At 68.8% G+C, this 20,549-nt stretch carries 21 protein-coding genes; 8 read left to right on the forward strand and 13 right to left on the reverse strand.

The genetic code is table 11. The features are described from left to right. Window positions 1–12: 12 nt before the first annotated feature. From trpA to trpC, 3 genes are read right to left on the reverse strand one after another with little or no spacing between them, the layout of a single operon-like run. A complete protein-coding gene (gene trpA, locus PSC72_RS01800) occupies window positions 13–861 on the reverse strand; it encodes a tryptophan synthase subunit alpha (protein ID WP_274324186.1) in 849 nt (282 codons plus the stop codon). Continuing rightward, on the reverse strand, window positions 861–2,120 hold the full coding sequence (trpB, locus tag PSC72_RS01805) for a tryptophan synthase subunit beta (RefSeq protein ID WP_274324187.1): 1,260 nt from the start codon (window positions 2,118–2,120) through the stop codon (window positions 861–863). The genes trpA and trpB overlap by 1 nt, the downstream gene beginning before the upstream one ends. Before the next feature lie 13 nt (window positions 2,121–2,133). Beyond that, window positions 2,134–2,988, reverse strand: coding sequence for an indole-3-glycerol phosphate synthase (trpC, locus tag PSC72_RS01810; protein WP_274324188.1), 855 nt, complete (start codon window positions 2,986–2,988; stop codon window positions 2,134–2,136). Window positions 2,989–3,119: 131 nt separating this feature from the next. Between trpC and PSC72_RS01815 the strand changes: the two genes are divergently transcribed. From PSC72_RS01815 to PSC72_RS01830, 4 genes are all read left to right on the forward strand, one after another. Continuing rightward, on the forward strand, window positions 3,120–3,578 hold the full coding sequence (locus PSC72_RS01815) for a DUF7109 family protein (RefSeq protein ID WP_274324189.1): 459 nt from the start codon (window positions 3,120–3,122) through the stop codon (window positions 3,576–3,578). Between the two features lie 54 nt (window positions 3,579–3,632). Next, entirely contained in the window at window positions 3,633–4,271 is a 639-nt protein-coding gene (locus tag PSC72_RS01820) for an NUDIX hydrolase (protein WP_274324190.1), read from the forward strand. 121 nt (window positions 4,272–4,392) lie between these two features. Further along, window positions 4,393–5,673 (forward strand): ABC transporter substrate-binding protein, encoded by a 1,281-nt coding sequence (locus tag PSC72_RS01825; RefSeq protein WP_274324191.1) that lies wholly within the window; start codon window positions 4,393–4,395, stop codon window positions 5,671–5,673. Between the two features lie 87 nt (window positions 5,674–5,760). Next, window positions 5,761–6,222 carry an MGMT family protein gene (locus PSC72_RS01830; protein WP_274324192.1) on the forward strand — a complete coding sequence of 154 codons (462 nt, stop codon included), beginning with the start codon at window positions 5,761–5,763 and terminating at the stop codon, window positions 6,220–6,222. Window positions 6,223–6,242: 20 nt separating this feature from the next. Here the strand turns inward: PSC72_RS01830 and PSC72_RS01835 are convergent, their stop codons facing one another. Together PSC72_RS01835 and lonB are read right to left on the reverse strand one after the other, a co-directional pair. Continuing rightward, complete coding sequence (locus PSC72_RS01835; RefSeq protein ID WP_274324193.1) at window positions 6,243–7,316, reverse strand: CPBP family intramembrane glutamic endopeptidase; 1,074 nt, start codon at window positions 7,314–7,316, stop codon at window positions 6,243–6,245. A gap of 96 nt (window positions 7,317–7,412) precedes the next feature. Continuing rightward, window positions 7,413–9,578: an ATP-dependent protease LonB gene (lonB, locus tag PSC72_RS01840; RefSeq protein ID WP_274324194.1), complete on the reverse strand. Its 2,166-nt coding sequence runs from the start codon at window positions 9,576–9,578 to the stop codon at window positions 7,413–7,415. A 351-nt stretch (window positions 9,579–9,929) separates the two neighbouring features. Between lonB and PSC72_RS01845 the strand changes: the two genes are divergently transcribed. Further along, window positions 9,930–10,469 (forward strand): nicotinamide-nucleotide adenylyltransferase, encoded by a 540-nt coding sequence (locus PSC72_RS01845; RefSeq protein ID WP_274324195.1) that lies wholly within the window; start codon window positions 9,930–9,932, stop codon window positions 10,467–10,469. Between the two features lie 45 nt (window positions 10,470–10,514). Here the strand turns inward: PSC72_RS01845 and PSC72_RS01850 are convergent, their stop codons facing one another. Together PSC72_RS01850 and thsA are read right to left on the reverse strand one after the other, a co-directional pair. Continuing rightward, complete coding sequence (locus PSC72_RS01850; protein WP_274324196.1) at window positions 10,515–11,876, reverse strand: APC family permease; 1,362 nt, start codon at window positions 11,874–11,876, stop codon at window positions 10,515–10,517. A gap of 249 nt (window positions 11,877–12,125) precedes the next feature. Further along, complete coding sequence (gene thsA, locus PSC72_RS01855) at window positions 12,126–13,682, reverse strand: thermosome subunit alpha (RefSeq protein WP_274326233.1); 1,557 nt, start codon at window positions 13,680–13,682, stop codon at window positions 12,126–12,128. A 293-nt stretch (window positions 13,683–13,975) separates the two neighbouring features. Between thsA and PSC72_RS01860 the strand changes: the two genes are divergently transcribed. Continuing rightward, complete coding sequence (locus PSC72_RS01860; RefSeq protein WP_274324197.1) at window positions 13,976–14,797, forward strand: amidohydrolase family protein; 822 nt, start codon at window positions 13,976–13,978, stop codon at window positions 14,795–14,797. A gap of 47 nt (window positions 14,798–14,844) precedes the next feature. Here PSC72_RS01860 and PSC72_RS01865 read toward each other — a convergent pair whose 3' ends face one another. From PSC72_RS01865 to PSC72_RS01875, 3 genes are all read right to left on the reverse strand, one after another. Continuing rightward, complete coding sequence (locus PSC72_RS01865; protein WP_274324198.1) at window positions 14,845–15,747, reverse strand: glycosyltransferase family 2 protein; 903 nt, start codon at window positions 15,745–15,747, stop codon at window positions 14,845–14,847. Window positions 15,748–15,837: 90 nt separating this feature from the next. Then, complete coding sequence (locus tag PSC72_RS01870) at window positions 15,838–16,548, reverse strand: class I SAM-dependent methyltransferase (protein ID WP_274324199.1); 711 nt, start codon at window positions 16,546–16,548, stop codon at window positions 15,838–15,840. A 79-nt stretch (window positions 16,549–16,627) separates the two neighbouring features. Beyond that, window positions 16,628–17,029 carry a PPOX class F420-dependent oxidoreductase gene (locus tag PSC72_RS01875; RefSeq protein WP_274324200.1) on the reverse strand — a complete coding sequence of 134 codons (402 nt, stop codon included), beginning with the start codon at window positions 17,027–17,029 and terminating at the stop codon, window positions 16,628–16,630. A 193-nt stretch (window positions 17,030–17,222) separates the two neighbouring features. On the opposite strand from PSC72_RS01875, the gene PSC72_RS01880 reads away from it, so the two are divergent. Then, window positions 17,223–17,495, forward strand: a complete 273-nt coding sequence (locus PSC72_RS01880; protein ID WP_274324201.1) for a MarR family transcriptional regulator — start codon at window positions 17,223–17,225, stop codon at window positions 17,493–17,495. Window positions 17,496–17,531: 36 nt separating this feature from the next. Here the strand turns inward: PSC72_RS01880 and psmB are convergent, their stop codons facing one another. From psmB to pth2, 3 genes are all read right to left on the reverse strand, one after another. Then, window positions 17,532–18,266: an archaeal proteasome endopeptidase complex subunit beta gene (gene psmB / locus PSC72_RS01885; protein WP_274324202.1), complete on the reverse strand. Its 735-nt coding sequence runs from the start codon at window positions 18,264–18,266 to the stop codon at window positions 17,532–17,534. Further along, window positions 18,259–18,993, reverse strand: a complete 735-nt coding sequence (gene psmA / locus PSC72_RS01890; protein ID WP_274324203.1) for an archaeal proteasome endopeptidase complex subunit alpha — start codon at window positions 18,991–18,993, stop codon at window positions 18,259–18,261. Before psmA ends, psmB begins: the two co-directional genes overlap by 8 nt. Before the next feature lie 250 nt (window positions 18,994–19,243). Beyond that, complete coding sequence (gene pth2 / locus PSC72_RS01895; RefSeq protein ID WP_274324204.1) at window positions 19,244–19,582, reverse strand: peptidyl-tRNA hydrolase Pth2; 339 nt, start codon at window positions 19,580–19,582, stop codon at window positions 19,244–19,246. A 188-nt stretch (window positions 19,583–19,770) separates the two neighbouring features. On the opposite strand from pth2, the gene PSC72_RS01900 reads away from it, so the two are divergent. Further along, window positions 19,771–20,532, forward strand: coding sequence for a sugar phosphate isomerase/epimerase family protein (locus PSC72_RS01900; protein WP_274324205.1), 762 nt, complete (start codon window positions 19,771–19,773; stop codon window positions 20,530–20,532). The last annotated feature ends 17 nt before the right edge of the window (window positions 20,533–20,549 follow it).

Raw genomic sequence — 20,549 nt, forward strand, 5'->3', positions numbered from 1 at the left:
AGTTCGGGCCGCTCAGTCGGACTGCTCGGCCGCTCGCGCCTCGGCGCCGGCCAGCGCGCCCTCCTTCAGTTCGCGTGCCTTCGACTCCAGGCGCTGGGCCGTCTCGGCGAACGGCTGGTCGACGTCGGGGTCGGCGCCATCGGCGATGATGTCCACCAGCGCGGAGCCGACGATGATCCCGTCGGCGCCCGCCGAGACGATGCGCTCGGCGTGCTCGCCGGTCTTGATGCCGAACCCGACGGCCTTGGGCACGTCCCAGTCGTCGACGCGTGCCAGCGACTCCTCGGTCTGGTCGGAGACGTCTTCCCGGGCGCCGGTCACGCCCAGGCGGGCCTGCACGTAGACGTACCCCGAGACGTGCTCGCGCATCTGGTCGAGGCGCTCGCCCCTCGTCGTCGGCGCGATGATGAACACCAGGTCGAGACCGAACTCGTCGCAGGCCTCCCGCAGCGGCCCGGCCTCCTCGGCGGGCAGGTCGACGACGACGAACCCCTCGATGCCGACCTCCGCGGCCCGCTCGGCGAACGCCCGCGGCCCGCGTTCGCCGGTCTCGGGGTGGGTGTACTGGGCGACGAGGTTGTAGTAGGTCATACAGACCAGCGGCACGTCAACGTCCAGGTCCTCGACGAACTCGAAGTACCGCTCGGGGGTCATCCCCGCTTCGAGCGATCGGACGACCGCCTCCTGGATCGTCGACCCCTCCGCGATGGGTTCCGAGAACGGCAGCCCGAGTTCGATCACGTCGGCGCCGCCCCGTTCGAGGGCCTCGACGTACTCCAGGGACTCCTCGTAGGTCGGGTCGCCCGCGGCGACGTACGGGATGAATGCGGGCTCGTCGGCGAAGACCCGTTCGAGAGCCATCAGATGTCACCCCCGTTCCCCGCGGCCTCGCGCAGGACCGACATGTCCGGCGCCAGGTCGAGGTCGCGTTTCTCCGTCTCCTCCAGCACCGTCTCCAGGTCCTTGTCGCCGCGGCCGGAGACGTTCACGACGACGAGGTCGCCGAGTTCGTCGTGGTGTTCTTCGAGGTAGCCCAGCGCGTGGGAGGACTCCAGCGCCGGGATGATTCCCTCGTCCTGCGAGAGCCGGTGGAAGGCTTCGAGCGCGCTGTCGTCGTCGACGTTGACCGCCTCGACGCGGCCCTCGTCGACGAGGTGCGCGAGTTCGGGACCGACGCCCGCGTAGTCCAGTCCCGCCGACACCGAGTGGGACTCCATGATCTGGCCGTGGGAGTCCTGCAGGAGCTTCGTCCGCGCGCCGTGGAGGACGCCCTCCTCGCCGGTCGACAGCGAGGCGGAGTTGGGCGCGACGCCCTCCTCCTCGTCGACCTCCAGCGAAGACCCGCCCGCCTCGACGGCGTAGAGGGCCACGTCCTCGTCGTCGACGAAGTGGTGGAACGCGCCCATGGTGTTCGACCCGCCGCCCGCGCAGGCCACCACCGCGTCGGGCAACCGTCCTGCCTTCTCCTGAACCTGCTCGCGGGCCTCCTCGCTGATGACGGCCTGGAAGTCCCGGACCATCCGCGGGAAGGGGGCGGGGCCGACGACCGACCCGATGACGTAGTGGGTGTTCTCGACCGTGGTCGCCCAGTCGCGCATCGTCTCGGAGATGGCCTCCTTGAGCGTCCCGCGGCCCGTGGTGACGGGGTTGACCTCCGCCCCGTTGATCTTCATCCGGAAGACGTTCGGGCGCTGGCGGCGGATGTCGGTCTCGCCCATGTAGATCTCGCAGGGCATGTCGAGATGGGCCGCGGCCATCGCCGTCGCGGTGCCGTGCTGGCCGGCGCCCGTCTCGGCGACGATCCGCTCTTTGCCCATGTACTTCGCCAGCAGGACCTGCCCGAGCGCGTTGTTGAGTTTGTGCGCGCCGCCGTGGAGCAGGTCCTCCCGTTTGAGGTAGACCTCGGTGTCGTAGCGCGCCGAGAGCGACTCCGCGTGCTGGAGCGGGAGCGGCCGACCGCCGAAATCGGCCAGCCGCCGCTCGAACTCGTCCATGAAGCCGTCCTCGTTGTCGAGGACGTAGCGCTCGTAGGCGTCGCTGAGCTCCTCGATGGCCGGCATCAGCGACTCCGGCACGAACTGTCCGCCGTACTCGCCGAACTTCGCGTCGTCCGTACTCATTGGTGTGTCTCCGTCATTCGTCGTCTTCCCGTGTGACTGCGTCTCCCGTCGGCTCGTCCGTCGGGTGGTCGGCCACCTCCGCGTCCGCGCCCGCCGTCGCGAAACGGCGGGTGTTCGATTCCACGTCACCGCCGCCAGCGGCGTCCATGATCGCCGAACCGATCAGGAGCGCGTCGGCGCCCGCCCCGCGCATGCGCACCGCGTCGTTCCTCGTCGTTATGCCGCTCTCCGCAATGAGGGTGACGTTTTCCGGTACTTCGGGGGCCACGTCCTCGAACGTCTCCAGGTCGACCTCCAGCTCGGCGAGGTCGCGGTTGTTCACGCCGACGATCTCGGCGCCCGCGTCGAGCGCGCGCTCGACTTCCGCGGCGGTGTGGGTCTCGACGAGTACTTGGAACCCGCGGTCGCGCGCCGCCTCCAGCAGGGTCGCCAGGTCGTCCGTCCCCTCCTCGTCGAGGAACCGGACGATCAGGAGGACGACGTCCGCCTCCACGGCGTCGAGTTGCGCCTCGCGGACGACGAAGTCCTTGCGCAGGACCGGCACGTCCACGGCCGCGCGGACTCGTTCCAGCGCGTCTGTCGACCCGCCGAAGTGCTCGGGCTCGGTCAGCACCGAGAGGGCCGTCGCCCCGCCGGCGACCATCGACTCCGCGAGTTCGACCGGGTCGTCGTCGCGCTCGCCCTCGGTCGTCGGACTCGTCGGCTTGACCTCCGCGATCACCGGGACGCGACCGTCGGCCTCCGCGCGCTCGACGGCCGCCGGGAGCGAGCGGGCGTCGACCGTCACGCGCTCGCCGCCGCCCGAGCGCTCGCGGGCCGCGTCCAGTATCGACCGCACCTTCGGTGCGATCTCGTCACCAGTACTCATTACTGTCCACTAACGGACAGAGTTGTACATAAGGTTTGCGTCACGGGCCGGTGACGGCAGTCGATTCGGGCCCGCGGGCGGGGCCGCCGCCGAGCCGAACGCTCAAAAGGGGCGGCGTCGTGGCCACCGGTATGAGCCTGTTGGCCGACGAACTCGCCGGCGTGGTCGACCTGTTCGGGGGGTTGACCCGCGAGGAGCTCCACCACGCGCTCGAAGAGCTGGCGTTCAAGCGCGGCGAGGAGCCCGACAGCGACGCCGTCGCGGCCGCGATCGAGGAGACGGTCGAGAGCTATCACATCGTCCCCGTCGACCACGAAGGCGAGACGCTACTGGTCGCCGGGCCGGTCGCGTTCCCGACGCTCCCCGAACACGCCGAGGACCTCCCGCACATCCTGGACGTCGAGGAACGGACGGTCGAGCGCGAGGCGGTCGCCGCCGCGGTGCGCGAGCGGCTCGAAGTAGAGACCGAGGCCGTCGCGGCGGGGGCGAACAGCGACCGCGCCGACGCGCTCGTCGACGTCTGTTACGACCTCGAGACGTGGGCCGCCGTCGACACCTCCGGCCTCCGCGCGCGCCTCGACGCCGTCTGAGGTGCCTACGAGGGTATCCCGTCAGTTAAGACCACCCGTCCCATTCGTTGGCGTATGGACCTGTCGCGGGTGCGCGAACGCGACCCCGTCGAACTCGCCGGGGACGGGTCGCGGGCCGCGGGAAGCGACCGGCTCACCGGCGAGGAGCGCGAGGCCGCGGTCATCGCGCCGATCGTCGCCCGCGACGGCGAGGACCACGTGCTGTTCACGAAGCGCGCGGACCACCTCACCGACCACCCCGGACAGATGAGTTTCCCCGGGGGCGGCCGCGAACCGGTCGACGACGACCTGCTCGCGACCGCGCTCCGCGAGGCCGACGAGGAGATCGGCCTCGGGCCCGAGGAGGTCGACGTCGTGGGCCGACTCGACGACATCCGGACGATCACGGACTACGTGGTCCGCCCGTTCGTCGCCCGCGTCGCCGACCGCGAGTACCGACCCGCCGACGAGGAAGTCGCCGAGGTGGCCGTCCTCCCGGTCGACGGGCTCACCGATCTGGACAACTACGAGAGCGAGCGCCGCGACCACCCCCACTACGGCGAGATCCGCCTGCACTTCTTCCACGTCGACGGCTACACCGTCTGGGGCGCCACCGCGAACATGCTCGTCCAGCTCCTGGAGTTGACCACCGACTGGGAGCTCCCGCCGGAGCCGGACCACGCGGTCGACGCAGACGCCGACCTCCCGGGCTGAGCTGAGAGCGTTCAGACCTGTCTCCCTGCTGATCTGGGACGAGATCCGTGCACACGACGTGCATTTTAGCCCGGACTGAGAATCAAAGCTATTATCATTCTTTAGGCTAGCCTAAAACCTCATGGGAGACGATGGCAGCGGTCACGACGCACCGACGCGGCGCGAATACATGAAATACGGGACCGCGGTCATAGGCGGCGGCCTGATCGCAGGCTGTTCGAGTGGCCGGAGCGGATCGACCCCGGTTTCGACCGACGGTGAGACGGCGGAGACGACCGGAACGGAGACGACGACCGACACGAAGAGGACGACCGACACGGAGACGACGATGGGGACCAACACAGTCGGGGACAGATCGTATTCGGTGACGATGGCTCCGATGGGCACGGTCACGTTCGACAGCGTTCCGCAGAACGTGTTGGCCAGTTCAACGGCCAACATCGATATCGCGGCGGCGCTCGGTCACGGCACTGCAGTAAAATCGACGTCACGTCCGTCGTCGTCAATTCCCTCGCTGGAGTTCTATTACTCCAGGCTTGACACCTCGAATGACTGGATTGAGTTCCAGGACGCGGGTAATTTCAGCAAAGAGACACTGTACGAACTGGACAGCGACGTTCACTTCCTCGACCCGGCGTACGTCAATTCGCTTGACGGGTGGAGTAGATCCGACATCGAGGAGGTCAAGGGGAACGTCGGACCGTTTTTCGGGAATATGTACAGTCGGAAGCACCGTGAACCGCCCGAATCCTGGCGTGACTCCTATCAGTACTACACGCTCTGGGAGCTAACCGAGAAGTACGCCGAGGTGTTGCAGGAACGAGAGCGATTCGAACAGTTAAACGGAGTCAAAGAGAGGCTTCTGAGCTACATCCAATCGAATCTCCCGGCACCGAACGACCGGCCCACAGTCGGCATGGTGTATCCCCGGCTGTCGGAAGACGCGTTCTACGTCCACAGACTCAACCAGCCGGGGTATTTCTTCGCACACACTCGCCCACTGGACGCCGTCGACGTCTTCGCGGACATCGAGACGGGCGAGTACGGTGGCAAACTCATCGATTACGAGGCGATGATCGAGGCAGACCCGGACGTCATCATCATGAACCACGGGATCTCGGCGTACTACGACGTCCCTGACGCGAAACAGTCCATCCGTGATCACAGTGTGGGATCCGAATTGACCGCCGTTCAGAACGACCGTCTCTATGCGTCTGGTAACCCACGGCAGGGCCCGCTGATGAACCTCTTCCAGCTGGAGATGGCCGCCAAGCAGTTCTATCCGGAGCGGTTCGGAGAATGGCCCGGGTACTCCGCCGATGAGCCGTATCCGGAGATTCCCGAGGACGAGCAACTGTTCGACCGCCAGCGGGTAGCAGACATCATCAGCGGGGACTTCTAGTCGAGGAACAGCCGACACGCACGTTCATCCGATCGCGGTCGGCCGAGTGGAGACAATCTTCAAGAGTCGACCGCCCGGACAGGGAGTATGAACGACGAGGCAGGCATCTTCGCGAGCGAGTCGGAGTTTCTCGACCGCTACGTCCAGTTCGGCGCCGCGCAGGGGCGCGTGCTCTCGGTGACGTTCCCGGCGTCGCCCGACGACGAGGCCGCGTCCGACCACGAGCTGTTGGACCGGATCGAGGACTACCTCTCCGGCGTCGAGGACGACTTCGCGGACGTGACCGTCGCGCTGACGGTCCCGACCGACCAGCGCGGCGTCCTGGAGGCCGTCCGAGAGATCCCCTACGGCGAGCAGGTCGGCGTCGCGCAACTCCTCCGGATGACCCCCGACATGGACCCGGACGACGACGAGGACGTGCGGACCGCCCGGACCGCGCTCGCCGACAACCCCGCGCCGCTGCTCATCCCGGACCACCGCGTCCGCGACGGTCCCAGCGCCGCGCCCGCGGAGGTCGAACAGCGACTGCGCTCGGTCGAGGGGCTCTGACTGCCGCGCCGCTCACCCGCTCACGACCAGACGGGGTCCGGCAACCCGAGCCCCTCGTGGACGAGGAACTCCAGCGCGTTGACGAGGTAGTGGGCGACGACCACCACGAGGAGGCTGTTCGTCAGGACGAACCCGGCCGCGAGGACGAATCCCAGCGCGCCCGTGACCGCGACGCCGACCCGCCCCTGTGCGCCGTGGCCCAGCGCGAAGGCGATCGAGGAGACGATCGCGAGCAGCCACGGCGACGCGCTCAGCGCCTCCGCCGTCGCACCGACGACCGCCGCCCGAAAGATGAACTCCTCGACGACGGCGATGACCGGCAGCGTCGCCCCGAGCAGGAGTACCCACGCCCTCCGCCCGTCCGGCGCGAGCAACTCGCGCAGTCCCTCGTCGTAGTCGGCCCCCGACGAGGCCGCCAGTCCGGAAGCGAGTTCGTTCCCGACCCAGAGAGCGACGCCGAAGCCGATCCCGACCGCGAGCGCCGGGAGCCCGGTCGAGAGCGGGTCGCCGCTGATCCCCAGCGTCGGGAGCGGCACGCCGAAGTACCACGCCCCGCCGGCGAGGATCGCCCCGAACAGCCCCTGCGTGAGCGCGACGTTCAGGAGCAACAGGCCGGGGGACATGGCGGGCGGCTCCGCGGCGCGCTGGAGCGGCGCCGGGTCGACCGGCCGGTCGTCGCGGTCGAACGTCGGCCGGTCCTCCGGGTTCCGTGCCGGACGGTCGTCACCGGATGTCTCCCGCCCGACCGCCCCGTCGGGCGCCAGCGGATGTGCGACCGAGGACGACTCCCGGGTGGCCGGTTCGTCCGCGTCCGACTCGTCGGCGTCGCGGGCGCTCTCGTCCGCAGAATCGCGTGTGGTATCGAAATCGAACGCCGGCCGTCTCGACGCGTTCGGGCGGACGCCGTCGCCCGCGTCGCCTCCAGCACCGCTCTCCTCGCCGTCCCCGTCGTCGCTCTCGTCGACGACGCCCTGCGAGAGTCGCGCGAGGATGAGGAATCCGGCGAGGACGAAGGCGACGAGCCAGGCGAACGCGGCCAGGTCCGTCTCCGGGGGAGTGACGAGCGGAGGCGAAGCGAGGGGCCGGGCTGTCACAGTTCGAGTTGGGACTGGCCGGTCGAAAGTCGTTTCGGAGCGAGCGAGGCGAAAATCGCGTTCCAGCGGCGAGAGAGAACGAGAGGACCGGAGCCGTTACTGCGGGCTCGGGCTGCCGCCGGTCTGGCCGACCTCGCGCTGTTCGAGCGCCTTGCCCGTGATGGACTTGAGGCGGTCGACGAGGCCGTCCTTCTCGGGTTCGCCCGCGAGGGCGACCTCCAGCACTTCCGAGATGTGCGAGACCGGGATGATCTCGATCTGGTCTTTGTACTCGTCCTCGATCATCACGTCCTGCTCGTTGGCCTTCGGGATGATGACCGTGTCGAGGCCCGACTTCGCCGCGGCCTCGATCTTGTGGGTGACGCCGCCGACCGGGAGCACGTCGCCCCGGACCGACAGCGAGCCGGTCATCGCGAGGTTCTGCTCGACCGGGACGTCTTCCAGCGCGGAGATGACCGCGGTCGCCACGGTGATAGAGGCGGAGTCGCCGTCGACGCCGCCCTCGCCGGCCTGGACGAACTGGATGTGGACGTCCTTCTCGGAGATGTCCTCGTCGCTGAACTTCTTGATGATCGCCGAGACGTTCTGCACTGCTTCCTCGGCCATCTCCTGGAGCTGGCCGGTCGCGATGACCTGGCCGGGCCCCTGCGAGGGCGTGACCTCGGCCATGACGGGCAGGACGATACCGGAGTCCTCGCCCATGACCGCGAGGCCGTTGACGCGACCGATCACGTCGCCCTCGTTGACGGTGAGCTCGTAGTCCTTGCGGCGCTCGATGTAGTTGTCCGCGAGCTGCTGCTCGATCGAGCGGGAGCGTCGCTTGGCCTGGAGCACGTCGCCGCGCTCGGTGAACTCCTTGTCCTCGGCGCGGGCGATGTCGCCCGCGACGCGGACCAGCCCACCGAGGTCACGGAGCTTCAGCGAGAGGTGGCCCTTCCGGCCCGAACGCCGCCGCGCTTCGAGGATGACTTCCTCGACGGCGGTCTCGGTGAAGTGGGGCAGACGGCCGTCCTTCTCGACTTCCTGGGCGACGAAGCGGGCGTACTTGCGGCGCATCTCGGCGTCGTCCTCGATGGTGTCGTCCATGTACACCTCGTACCCGTAGCCCTTGATACGCGAGCGCAGGGCGGGGTGCATGTTCTCCATGGCGTCGAGGTTCCCGGCCGCGACCATGATGAAGTCCGTCGGGACGGGCTCGGTCTGGACCATCGCGCCCGAGGAGCGCTCGGACTGGCCCGTGATGGAGAACTCGCCCTCCTGGATGGCCGTCATCAGCTTCTGCTGGCTGCGGATGTCGAGCGTGTTGATCTCGTCGACGAACAGCACGCCCTTGTTGGCCTTGTGGATGGCGCCGGCCTCGACGCGGTCGTGGCTCGGCGTCTCCATGCCGCCGGACTGGAACGGGTCGTGGCGGACGTCGCCCAGCAGCGCACCGGCGTGGGCGCCGGTGGCGTCCTCGAACGGCGCGACCTGCTGGTTCGCGTTGTTGACCAGCAGGTTCGGGATCATCGCGTCGTTGCCCCGCGAGCCGTAGCGGAAGGCCAGATAGACGACCCCGGCCGCGAGGATGCCCAGCAGGACCGACCCCTGGATGAGCAGGGCGTACCCGATGATGATCGCGATGATGATCCACATCAGGAACGACCGCATCTGGTTGCGCTTGCGCGCCTCCTCCTTGTGGGCGTCGACGATCTGTTCGCCCTTCCCCGCCGGCACGGTCCGGATCTTCGGCTCGTTGCCGTCGTCGGGGTTGTGGTAGACGAGAACGTCCTGGAGTTCCTCCTTGGGGAGCAACTGGCTCATCGCCTTGGCGAGCATCGATTTGCCCGTCCCCGGCGAGCCGATCATCATCACGTGGCGGCGCTGCTTGGCGGCCTTCTTGACCACGTCTCGGGCGTGGTCCTGCCCGATGACCTGGTCGACAAGGCGATCGGGGACCTCGATGTCCCCGGTAGTCTCGATATCGAGTCCACCGAGCAGGTCCTCGTCGGCGTTCTCGACGGCGGCCTCGTCGGCGTCGATCTCGACAGCGCTGCCGAGACTGTCGTCGCCGTCGACCGGGACCGCGTTCCCGCCGTCCTCGGTCGCCGGCCCATCACCGGCGGGCTCGTCGCCACCCTCGACGTCGACCGGCGTCTCCGGCTCCGACTCCGGCGGCTCGCCACGTTCGGAGTCCGGAGACTCGGCGTCGGTCACACCGACCTCCTCGGTCTCGTCCGCGTCCGCTGCGGACGGTTCGTCGTTGTCGATATTCTCACTCATATAAACGATTCTGACAACTGAATCCAAGGGCTGTTTATTGATATACTTTCTCCCCTCGACCGGGTCGATAACAGGCGTAAACCGCCCGACGTGAGGGGTATCGGCCGGTAGCGGGTATACCGCTCTTACCCCCCGCTGGGATAAAAACAGGGAACGTATACGGGCGCCGGAGACCGCCCGCCACACCGCCGACGCGGCCGGCGAGGTCCACTCGCTCGCGCGCAAACCCGGCGTTCGGCCGTGGGCAGTTGCCGGCGTCCGCCGATCGGCTGACGCCGTCGACGCGGGAGTGCGGTGCGACCGGACCGCGAGTCACTGGGGTTAATGTAGCCGGTACGCCCACGGTAGTGTATGACGCGCGGGTTCTACATCGGGCGATTCCAGCCGTTTCACAACGGCCACCGGGCGATGGTCGACCACATCGTCGACGAGGTCGACGAACTCGTCCTCGGTATCGGGAGCGCAGACGTCTCGCACACCGTCCGCAACCCCTTCACTGCGGGCGAACGCGTGATGATGGTGACCAAGGCCGTCGAGGACGTCGACGTGCCGACCTACGTCGTCCCCATCGAGGACATCGACCGCAACGCCGTCTGGGTCAGCCACATCGAGAGCATGGCGCCGTCGTTCGACGTGGCCTACTCGAACAACCCCCTCGTGGTCCAGTTGTTCGAGGAGCGGGGCATCGAGGTGCGCGACTCGCCCATGTTCGATCGCGACCGGCTGGAAGGCAGCGACATCCGCGAGCGGATGCTCGACGGCGACACCTGGGACGACCGCGTCCCCGACGTCGTCGTCGACGTTATCGACGAGATCAGCGGCGTCCAGCGCCTCCAGACCGTCGCGAAGGACGACGTCTCCCGCCGCTGGGAAGCCGACGAAGACGACTGACCACCGAGAACTGACGACCGCCCCAGCCTACCGGCGATCGGCGACCTACCGGGAGGAGTCTCCCAGGACGTCCCGTTCGACCGCCTCGATCTCATCCCTGATGGCCTCTCGTTCGAAGTACAGCAACTCGACGCCGAGGACGACGACCGAGATGACCAGCACCACGTAGAACGTGTTCCGCTCGTTCGCGTACAGGTGCCAGAACAGCAGCGGCAGGAACGCGGTCGTCCCGGCGAGACCGACTGCGGGCGGCCGCGGGTCGATCCGCTCGCGGTCGCGCTCCCGGAGCGCCAGGGCGCTCATCGCCCCGAAGACGACGATGAACGCGACCGAGGCGAAAGAGGTGATCCCGCCGAGGCTCCCGACGGCCGCGAAGACGGCGGTGACCGCACCGAGGCCGACCAGCGTCCGCGTCGGGATCCCGCTGGCGCTGGAATCGCCGACGCGGTCGGGCAGCAGGTCCGCCGACAGCATCCCCTTCGCGAAGTAGCCCGTCGAGAACAGCGTCGCGTTGATCGCGGACCCGGTCGAGAACAGCGCCGAGGCCGAGATGGCGAACGCGCCCGCCCGGCGGAGGCCGACCGGCGCGGCGACGGCGCCGGCCGCCTGGACGAGCGCGGTGTGTGGGTGTGCCCGCAGCGCCTGCGGCGCCAGGGCGACCGTCGCGACCGCGACCAGCGCGTAGATGCCGACGGCGACCGGGATCGCGACGTACACCGCCGTCCGGATCGTCTCGACGGGGTCGGCGATGCTCTCCTGGTCGTAGAACAGCAGTTGCCAGCCCTGGAACGCCACGAACGACACCGCGGCGGCGACGATCGGGTCGAACGTCGTCAACTGCGACAGACCCAGCGAGAGCGACGCGGCGTCGGTCCCGAGGCCGACGTAGATCACGCCGGCCACGCCGAACGTCACGAGGACGCCCACCTTCAGCGCGACGAGGACGTTCTCGGCCGTACCGGTCGCCTGCGCACCCAGCAGGTTGAGCCCGACGAACCCGGCGACCGCGCCGACGGACACGACCGGGCGCAGCGGGACCGATCCCAGCGAGTCGGGGACGGCCCCGAGCGCCACGGTGAACTCGCCGAACGCGAAGGCGTACATCGCCATCGAGCCGACGTAGCCGAACAGCAGCGTCCAGCCGACCATTCCGGCCAGCGTCGCGTTGCCGACGAACGACTGGACGAAGGAGACGGACCCGCCCTGGTTCTCGTCGTCGACGTCGTTGAGCGCGTTGTAGGAGTAGCCGGCGCAGGCCGCGACGACGCCGGCCAGTGCGAACGCCGCCCAGGTAGCCGCGCCCGCGATCCCCGTGACCACGCCCAGCACGGCGTAGATGCCGCCGCCGATCATCCCGCCGAGCGCGATCGAGACGCTCTCGGTCAGGCCGAGCTGCTCATCGGGCACGATTGGGTCGACGTTCGGGTTTCCGCCGGTTGAAGGTGACGCCGGCTCGACTACCGGGAGCGAGACTCCGATTCGGTCGCTCCCAGCGGACGGAAGACAGTGACCGAGCGCGAGACCGGATTCAGCGTCGCTTCGGTCGCCCGTCGGATCCGCCGGTCCGTCGTCCCATCGCGAGACCCGCGGGTCGACGCGGGAACGCTGCGGAAAAAGAAGCGGTCGTGTACTGCGCGATCGGCGGTCCGAGCGGGCTTAGCTCGCGGAGATGACGTCGTCGATGCGGACGATCATCGTCGCGGCCTCGGCGGCGCTCTCGACGGCCTCGTGCTTGACGGCGGCCGGGTCGAGCACGGCCAGCTCGATCGGGTCGTCGATGACGCCGGTCTGGCCCTCGGAGATGATGCCGGCGATGCCTTCGGTCTCGTGTTCGGCGCGCAGGTCGACCAGCGCGTCAATGGGGTCCATGCCGGTGTTCTCCGCGAGCGTGCGCGGCAGCACGTCGACGGCGTCGGCGAACGCCTCGACGGCGAGCTGCTTGCGGCCCTCGATGCTGGCGGCCTCGCTGCGGATGTAGTCGGCGACCGCGATCTCGGTGGCGCCGGCGCCGGGGACGACGCCGCCCTTGTCGAGGGCGGCCGTCACGACGTCGAGCGCGTCGCCGAGGACGCGTTCGAGCTCGTCGGTGACGTGCTCGGTGCCACCGCGGGCGAAGACGGTGACGGACTGGCCGGCGTCGCCGTCCTCGACGAAGGTGACGTACTCGTCGCCGTACTTCTCGACGGAGATCGAACCGGCCGAGCCCAGGTCGTCGGCTTCGAGTTCCTGGACGCCCGCGGCGCGGGAGAGGCCGGTCGCGTAGGCGAGTTCCTCGCCCTCGTCGTCGCCGACCTCGAAGGCGGCGACGTCGTTCTTCGCGAGGATGGCGGCGACCTGGTCGGCGACGTCGCCGTCGACGAACAGCACGTCGACGCCCAGGTCGATGACGTGCTCGGCGTAGCCGCGCAGCTCGTTCTCCTCGGCCTCGATGGCGGTGTTGAGGTCGTCGACGCTGGAGACGTTGTACTCGGCGTCGATGTTGGCCTCACGGACCTCGATGTCGTCGTCGACGAAGGCGATCTGCGGGTCCTGGAAGTTCCGGGGCATGTTGTCGTGGACCGGCTCCTCGTCGATGAGGACGCCGTCGACGAGTCGGGTCGCCGACGAGGACGAGCCCGTCTGCGTGTAGACCGCGATGTTGTCGCGGGAGACGCCGTCGTCGTCGTCGACGCGGCGGACGGCGTCGACGACGACCTCGGCGAGGCGCTCGGCGGAGACGTCGCCGGTGCCCTTGCCCGTCATGCTGGAGCGAGCGACGGTCTCGAGGAGCTCGTCGTCGAGTTCCTCGTCGAGCGTGACCTCGTCGATGGCCTCGTGGGCCAGCGAGAGCGCCTGGTAGTACCCCTCGACGATGGTCGTCGGGTGGACGTCGTCGTCGAGGAGGTCCTCGGCCTGCGAGAGGAGCTCGCCCGAGAGCACCGCCGCGGTGGTGGTGCCGTCGCCGACCTCGCTCTCCTGGGTCTCGGCGACCTCGGAGATCATCTGCGCGGCCGGGTGTTCGATGTCCATCTCGTCCAGGATGGTGGCGCCGTCGTTCGTGATGACGACGTCGCCGCTGTCCGAGACGAGCATCTTGTCCATCCCGCGGGGACCGAGTGTGGTCCGTACCGCCTCGCTGACGGCCTTCCCGGCGGTGATGTTGGAGCTCTGGGCGTCCTTGCCCTGCGTGCGATCACTGTCCTCGTTGAGGATGAACATCGGCTGTCCACCCATGCGTCGCTGGCCAGATGACATGGTTGAGTTTCATCTAATTCATCGTAAGCGGTTCTATATAAAATTTTCCAAGCCGGACCCGGAACGACCGCCAGCGGTGTGGCAGGTGCCCCCACTCGAAGGCGCGGGAAGCGTTTATATAGGATGAGCGTGGCCGGGGCGTCGCCGTCGTATTCGGACGCGAGAAAGCGGCGAGCGGACTCGTGGGCGTCACCGGATCCGGATGCCGGTCCCGACCGTCACCTCGCTCGCTCCGACAACCGTTTTAACCAGCTACGCACATGGTAGGGTGAATGCTGGAGTTGGAGCACGGGTTCCGGGTGGTCGACGTGCACGCGCGCCTCGAGCCGGACGAGGACCGGCGGCAGCGCGAGGGGCTGGGCGACCCCGAACGGCTGGAGCGGGAGATGCACCAGGCGGGCGTGGTGCGGTCGCTGGTCTTTCCCAGCGGGCGCGACGGCAACTACCTCGCCGCCAACAACGCCGTCGCGCGGATGAGCGTCGGCCGGCCGTTCGTGGCCGTCGCCCGGATCAACGGCGCCCGCGACCCCGCGGACACGCCCGTGGCGACGCTACGTAACCTCACCGCCCACCGCACCGACGACCACACCTCCCCCGCAGACGTCGAGCAGTACGCCTACGACGACCGTTTCGTCGGGTTCAAACTCCACCCCGCGCGCGACGGCCTCCCCGACGAGGAGGTCCTCGAACAGTTGGCCGAGGCGGGACTGCCCGTCATCGTCCACGGCGGCCGCGGGTTCGGCCCGGACGCCGTCGAGGCGACGCTCCTCCAGTACGACTTCCCGGTCGTGCTCGCGCACTTCGGCGGGCACCCGCTCGACCGCGAACTGATGGCGACGAGCATCGACCTGCTCGACCGCTCGACGTCGCTGTACCTCGACACGAGTTTCGTCCGCTACCGCGACCCCCTCGAACGGGCGATCCGGGAGCACCCCGACCGCGTGCTGTTCGGCAGCGGGTCGCCCGCCGCCCACCCCAACGTCGCGGTCATGGAGGTCCTCACGCTGGACGTGCCCGAAGACGCGATGCGGAAGGTCTTCTCGAACAACCCCGGGCGCGTCTTCGACGCGCTCTCGCCGGCGGGCGGCCCGTAGCGGTCGCTGGTCGCGCGAGTCGTCGCAGGCACGAGCCAGGAGAACGGTTATCGGCGGTCGTAGACGGCGACCGGCCGGTCAGAGCGGGCCGACCGTCCGTAGGGATTGCGCCGCGTGGATCGGTCGAGCAGTCGCGCCCAGGCGCCGTCTTTCGATCCGATAGTGAGTCCCGAGATCACGTCGCGGCCGGTGCCGAGCCAGCCCGACGGGGTGGCGTCGCCGCGCGCGACGTCCCGGAGCGAGCCGAGCGCGTCGCGGCCGGCGTAGGCGACCAGTCGCGCGGCCACGCGCGGGCGGACGCCGTAGTTCTTCACGAGGCGGTAGGCCAGCGAGCGGTACTTCCAGCCGGGGTCGGTCTCCGGGCCGCCGCCGTCGGCGCCCACCTCGCGGGCGACGCCCATCCCCGGCGCCCACGTCACCGAGAAGTCCATCGCGGCGAGGCGATGGGCGCCGTCGCGGGCGCTGCCGATCTCGAGGTACTCGTCGAAGCCGTCGAGCGCGTCGAGCGCCGAGCGCGAGAAGGCCACGTTACCGCCGTTGAAGTAGGTGATCTCCCGCCCGGCGAGCGCGTCGGACTCGACCTCCTCGGTCGTCATGCCGCCGCGGAGCTGCTCGTGGACCGGGCCGGACACGACGTCGGCCCCGTCTAGTTCGTCCGTGAGCGCGTCGTACCACTCGTCGGTGACCGACAGCCCCTGGTCGACGAGCGCGACGACGTCGCCGGTGGTCTGTTCGATGCCGGCGTTGCGCGCGGCCGTGACGGTCCGGTCGGCGACCTCGACGAGCACGTCCACGTCGTCGCGCTCGCGGACCATCCCGGTCGTCCCGTCGGTCGAGGGGCCGTTCACGACCACGATCTCGGCCGCGGGCACGTGGTCGGCCAGCGCGTCGAGCGTCCGGGCGAGTTGCTCCCGGCCGTCGAGCGTCGGGACCACCACCGAGAGCTGCATACAGACCGTAGCAGACTCGACGCGTATAAAAGTCGTGGGACAAACGGGGTGGCTGACACGCCCGTCAGCCGCCAACCGCGCGAGCGGCCGTCACTCGACGGTCGCGTTCCAGTAGGAGATAGAGGCCAGGCGGTCGCCCAGCGGCGTGCGGTCGACCGCCTCTTCGACCCGGCGGAACGCCTTCGCGACGCCGCCGGGGAGCTTGCGGTAGAGGCCGAAGGGGACGACGAACTCGTGGGTCTCGTCGACGAGGCGGAGCTTCGCGGCGTCGAGCATGCCGTCGACCTCGCGGCGCGAGTAGAGCCGCGAGCCCATCGGGAGCGCCCAGTTGTACAGCGACCGTCCCGAAGAGCGATTGTAGGTCTCGAAGACGACCTGGCGCTTGGAGACGCGAGCCATCTCGCGGAGGTACTCCTCGGGGGTGTCCGCGAGGTGGAAGAATCGGATGGCGAAGACGGCGTCGAAGTGGTCGTCGGGGAACGGGAGCCGCGCGGCGTCGCCGCGCATGAACTCCAGGTGGTCGTCGACGCCGGCCTCTCGCGCCTTCGCGCGGCCCTCCCCGAGCATCGGCGCCGAGATGTCGAGTCCGACGACGTCCGCGCCCTGCTGGGCCAGCATCACCGAGAACCGACCGGTGCCGCAGGCGATCTCGAGGATCTTCTTGTCTCCGACGGGCGCGAGCGCCTCCCCGACCGCTTCCTTCTCCAGCTGGTCGGTGAGCCGGCCCCCACCGCGGGAGAAGCGCTTGTCCTCGTAGGACTCGACGACAGTTTCCTGCTGGTACCACTCCTTGCCCTTCACGATACGGGAATTTCCCCCGTGTGGGACCAAAAGAGTACTGAAAGCGGTCGCGCCGTACGGTTGCGGGCCCGAACGGCCGTCAGGACGTGTAGACCTCCCCCGGCCGGATCTCGACGATGACGCGAGCGCCCGGGTCGGCGTCGTAGTTCGGGTACTCGTCGACGCCCATGTACCGGCCGGCGAGTTCGTCGATGTGGTCTCTGGCGCCCTCCTCGGTCAGCGCCGTCACTTCGCCCGTCACCGAGCAGTAGCGATAGGGGTCCTCGGGATCGACCATGCTCACGCCGACCTTCGGGTTCCGGCCGACGTTGCGCTCTTTCCGCCGGCCCCGCGCCGTGTTGACGAGCACCCGGTCGGCCTCCGGGTCGTAGTCGATCCAGACGGGCGTGACGTGCGGGAAGCCTTCGGGCGTCATCGTCGCGAAGTGCGCGAACGTCTGTTTCTCGAACAGGTCGTGGTACGACTCCGGGATGGACGTCATACCCGATCGACGGCCCCCAGGGCCGAAAGGCCTCGGTCGGTGGCCGACCGTCTGGGGCCGGCCCGCCGAACGTGCCGCTGTGCGACGATCTACTCGGAGTACGTCCGAAAATACAAGGGCACCTTATACGCTTTGGACAATTTGGTCATCCATATAGCCAACTTTTACCAGTACCCTCAAGAGAAGCTCAGGCATGAGTACGACCATAGACGAGCCGAACGCGGACGAGCGGCTGGGCGAGGCGGAGTTCCGCGAGCGCCTGCGCGAACTCCCCCCGAGCGCGAAGCTGGTGGCGAAAGTGCTGGAGACCGACGCGCCGCTGTCGCAGGGACAGCTAGCCGAGGAGTCGCTGCTGCCGGACCGGACCGTCCGCTACGCGCTGAACAGACTCGAAGACGAGGAGCTGGTCGGGTCGCGACACAGCTTCCACGACGCGCGAAAACAGGTCTACTTCCTCAACAACTGAGCGCGGTCGGTCGACCGACCGCGGAGACCCGTCGCCCTACCGCTGGGCGTACGCGTCTTCGGTCTCGTCGAAGTTCTCTATCTCGACGCCGTCGCCGGTGACAGTCGCCACGTAGACGCCGTTGCCGGAGCCGGTGTCGCGCTCGCTGGCCGCCTCGACCGCCCGAACCGCCAGATCGCGGGCGTCGTCGAGGCTCATCTCGCGGTCGTACACGCCCTCGATAGCCCCGTGAGCGAGTTGCATCCCGGAGCCGGTGACCGTGTAGTCGTCCTTCATGACGCCGCCCGCGGGGTCGATGGAGTAGACGTGCGAGCCGTCCTCGTCGACGCCGCCGAGGATCGGGTTGATGGCGAACCACGGGCCGCCGCGGGCGAAGTTGCCCGCCAGCGTCGCCAGCGCGTGCATGCTGATGGGCTCGCCCTTCCGGACCTCGTAGAGGTCGGCCTCCGAGCGGAGCGTCCGGATGAACGACTGTGCGCCGCCCACGGAGCCAACGAGCGTCAGCACGCCGGTCGGGTGGATCTGCTCGACCTTCTGGACGGACTTGTTCGAGACGAAGCGACCGCCCAGCGAGGCGCGCATGTCCGTCGCCACGACGACGCCGTCCTCGGTCGAGATGCCGACCGTGGTCGTCCCGGTCTTGTTGACCGAGTCGTCGTCGCGCGCCTGCGCGTCGCCGCCCGCGCCGTCGAACTGTCCCGCGTCGAGTTCGGGCGCGGTCGGGTCGCCGATCGCGTCGGCGCCGGTCAGGGGGTCGGTGAATCTACTCATCGCCCTCACCTCCGAACTCCGCGAGGTGGGAGTCGATCTCCTCGGCCTCAAGCGAGCGGACGCGGTGCGTCTCCGTGTCGACGACGCTCACTTCGACCGCTTCGGGGTCGATGTCCTCGTTGCTCTGGGCGAGCGTCTCGAGCGCGAGCGTGATCCCGCCCTCCAGATCCAGGTCCCCGCGGTACTCGTCTTCGAGGAAGCTCATGAGGGTCTCGCGGTTGCCGCCGATGGTGGTCGCCTGCCACTCGTAGGGCGTCCCCGAGGGGTCGGTCTCGAAGAGCTTCGGCGTGCCGTCGGGGTCGACGCCGCCGATGGCCAGCGCCGTCCCGAACGGGCGGACGCCGCCGCTCTGGGTGTGGCGCTGGATGTAGTCGGTCACTTCCTTGGCCAGCGCCTCGACGCCGATCGGTTCGTCGTAGCGCAGGCGGTTGACCTGCGCCTGCTCGCGGGCGAAGTCGATCAGCTGTCGCGCGTCGGCGACGTGGCCGGCGCTCGCGACCGCGATGTGGTCGTCGATGCGGTGGAGTTTCTCGATGCTCTGTTCCTCGACGAGCGGGGAGCGAACCTGCCGGTCCGCCGCGAGCACGACGCCGTCGGTCGTCCGAACGCCGACGCTCGCCGTCCCGCGCTTGATCGCTTCCCGGGCGTACTCGACCTGGTAGAGGCGCCCGTCCGGCGAGAAGATCGTCATCCCGCGGTCGTACGCCTGCTGATTCTGATCCTGCATAGTGTGCGTCACTGAGTCAGCGTGACTAACATCAAGTTAGGGGCTCGGATATAAGAACCTTTCTGTGGTTTCGGGGTGGCTCGTATCGCGGTTGTCCGGTTCCACTCTACGGTCTTTGCATCCGCGCCGAGCGAAGCGAGGCGCGGTCCCCCGGACGCAAGGGAGCGGAGCGACCGCCGCGTCCGGCTTTTTTCACCCATGTTTTTGGTCGGGGGTCGCCTGCGGCGACCCCCCGGCGAAAAAGATGGTCTCAGTAGAGCGAGAGGTCGCCGGTCACCTTGTCGACGAGGTCGTCGCGGGCGGGACCGACGGCGAGCGCGCTGGCGGTGCCGGGTTCCAGTTGCGTGTGGCCGGCGTCGCGGACGACGGCGTGGGGGAGGCCCTCCCGTTCGGCCTCGTCGGCGAGTTCGAACAGCTGGGACTCGCTGTCGGCCTGCAGGACGACCTTCTTCTGGCCGCTGCCCTTCCACTCGTTCTTCGCCTGCCGGTCGGCGTCCTCGACGGCCATGAGGGAGGCGTGGGCGACCTGCGCGGCGAGTTTCCCCTCACCCATCCCGAGGTCCGCCCGGGCGACGATGGCCTGCTTCATGGCTCGACCGACGGCGGGGGCGCGTATCTGCCTTTTCATCGCTCGCGTGGATTCCCACGGTCGAACCGCGAAGTACTTGTCGCTCCAGTGACGGCTCTCCGGCCGTCCCATGCTCGCCGCCCTCCGCGACCTCCTGACGGACCACGAGAGCCGTAACGACCTTGCCGCTCGCGGCGGCAGTGGGGACGATGCGGATCGGAATCCAGCCCTACACGATCAGCGCTATCGACGAACCGCTCCCCGCCAAACTCGGCCGGATCGCCCGCGCCGGCTACGAGGGGGTCGAACTCGGCCCCGACGCGAACACCGACGCGGTCCACGAGGCGCTCGACGCCAGCGACCTCGCCGTGTCGAGCGTCGGCTCCGGGCTCGACGCGCTCGACGACGACCTCGACGCCCACGTCGCGGCGTGCGAGGGCTTCGACACGGACAACGTGGTCGTCATGTGGATCGACCCCGAGCACTTCGAGACCCGCGAGGCCGTCGAGTCGACCGCCGAACGGCTCGACGCCGCCGCGGACCGCCTCGCCGACCGCGGGCTCCGACTCCACTACCACAACCACGACCACGAGTTCACGGACCTGGGCGAGACGACCGGCTACGAGGCGCTCGTCGACGCGACCGACGCCGTTCGGTTCGAGGTCGACGCGGGCTGGGCGGGCGTCGGCGGCGTCGACCCGGCGGCGCTGCTCGGCGACATCGGCGACCGCGTCTCGCTCGTCCACCTCAAGGACATGGACTTCGACTCCGGCGAGTTCGTCATGTTCGGCGAGGGCGACCTCGACGTGGCCGAGACGGTCGCGGCGGCCCGCCGCATCGACGCCGAGTGGGGGCTCTTCGAGAACGACGAACCGGTCGACCCCGTCGCCGAGCCCTCGCACGCGTCGATCCTGCTCGACGAACACACCGGTCACCTCGGTCGGCGCGAAACGCGCACCGACGGCGATTGAACCCCGTTCGAGTCGGG

It is taken from the genome of Halosimplex aquaticum, from assembly GCF_028747785.1.
GTDB lineage: Archaea > Halobacteriota > Halobacteria > Halobacteriales > Haloarculaceae > Halosimplex > Halosimplex aquaticum.